This is a genomic window from Roseibium sp. RKSG952, from assembly GCF_009711355.1.
Genome location: NZ_SMMF01000565.1, coordinates 1 through 1,924 on the forward strand (window position 1 = coordinate 1; position 1,924 = coordinate 1,924).

The 1,924-nt window shown below is 52.4% G+C and carries 2 protein-coding genes; both read left to right on the plus strand.

All coding sequences use genetic code 11. The features are described 5' to 3' along the window. The first annotated feature begins 222 nt into the window (after window positions 1-222). Window positions 223-858: a recombinase family protein gene (locus tag E1297_RS02310; protein ID WP_155133390.1), complete on the plus strand. Its 636-nt coding sequence runs from the start codon at window positions 223-225 to the stop codon at window positions 856-858. An 11-nt stretch (window positions 859-869) separates the two neighbouring features. Further along, a complete protein-coding gene (locus tag E1297_RS02315; RefSeq protein ID WP_155133393.1) occupies window positions 870-1,037 on the plus strand; it encodes a hypothetical protein in 168 nt (55 codons plus the stop codon). Window positions 1,038-1,924: the final 887 nt, after the last annotated feature.

Consider the following 1,924-nt stretch of genomic DNA (forward strand, 5'->3'; position numbering starts at 1 on the left):
GAAGGGGGTTGCCGCGCTTCTGGATCAATACCGTGGTCACGTGGTTGAGCGTCCGGGTTTTCGGGGTTGTGTTTTAGCATGTACAGGGCCTTTATCTCCAGCTCACAGGGAGGGTGAAATTTGTCTTATTGCTTTACCTATAATCAAACATTATTGCTTGACTCCATCCTTGTCAATAAGTAAGGACATAGGCAGTTCAGAAATTCGCAGAAGGCTAGATCATTGGCTGACAATACCTCCAAATATGACCGGTCAGCTCGGTCTTTCGGATACGCTCGAGCAAGCGCTGATGATGAGGATGCGAGATGCCAGTTACAGGCGTTAGCGCCTTTGGGCCTGTTCAAAATTTTCGAGGAGAAATCGTCTGGTGCGGAGATGAAGCGCCACCAGTATGAGTTTTTGGAATTGCATCTCCAGCCGGGTGATACGCTCTATGTCACCAAGCTGGACCGCCTCGGCAGAAACCTCGTTGAGCTCGAGCAGTTTGTGACTTGGCTTGAAAAAAAAGGGATAGAATTGATCTGTCTTCACCAGCCAATCGACCTGAAAAGCGCAATGGGCAGAATGATCCTCCGTCAGATGGCTGTCTTCACCGAGATGGAGAGCGAGCTTGCGACAGAGCGCACCAGGAAGGGCATGGAGGCGGCTCGGAAAGCCGGCAAGCGGATGGGGGCAATCACCAAACGCGAGCTCTGGGAAGAGAAAGACCCGAAGAAGGCAGCAAAGATTTTGGCAGATTGTGCCGACCCGGCGATGAGTATGAACGCCATTGCAAAAACGTATGGAATTACCAATTCGACGCTGCGCCGGAATTGGGGCGCGGAATTGATTGCGTCGGGAAAACTACCGAATAAATAGAGGATTTTGAGATGACTGACACTGCTAAAATGAACGAGGCCGCAAATAAAATTGCTGAGGCCGTCGAGGCTCTGCAAGCTGCTGGATTAACGACATTAGCAGATGCTGCAAGAGACTTGCAGGATCGTGTTGAAGCGGTCCTTGAAGGGGATAGCCCCATTCTGGGTGACGATGAGTGACGGCCCTTGTGAGGACAGGGTGTCCTGATTATGCAGGGCGACTCGGATGGAGCGAAAACGCCTGACTATTCACTGAGACCAGAGCAGAAATCAGCCCTCCGCTCGCGAGAGCGCGCCTTGAGGAATTGTCGTGATTCAGAAATATACTTGTGGTCAGATTACGGCATGCTTAGCGCTATCAACGGAAAAATAGTCAAGACTGTTGCCCCGGATGACAGTCTTGATAAGCGACTCGATTAGTTGTCAGTGACGCTCATTTGTTAACGCTTTCCTCGTCCAACAAGGGATGAGGGGGAGACGTTAAACACAAAGGACTCGAGACCATGGATGAATGGTCGCAAGGCATTCATAGATGCTTCGGATCCGGATTGTCCGGAGTCATAAGGCAATCGGGACCCAAGCAATAGTGTTGACAATTTTGCGATTAGCTTATATTTAGGAATTCGTCGACGGGGCGGTTTCTCTGGCGGGAGGCAAAGCACCCATCGCAACAAGGCAAGGCTGCGATTTCCTCAGCTCGCATCCGAAGAAACAGGGCGCCCGGACATCAACCAGGCGCCTTGTTTCTATTTCGACGACCCGTCGCATGAATACTCCGTTCGAGCGCGGGCGCAAGTATTCGTTTCTCTAGAACTACCCCTCGCATTCCGGCATGCGGGGCGTGGATCACAGCTAAGCCAGAGGGATCGTCCGAAAACTCGACAGCCGCAGGAGCCACGCGGGCGATCTCGACAGATCTTTCACGTCCGTGTTTGATGAACGCGCCGCGAAGCCCAGATTCTCGGCGGAGGAGTGCAGACATCAGTTCCGGAAAATCGAGTACGCGACCCCAAGGAGCCCGAACGCGGTTCTTGATCCAGAAGCGCGACAAACCCCTTCCTTCAGGG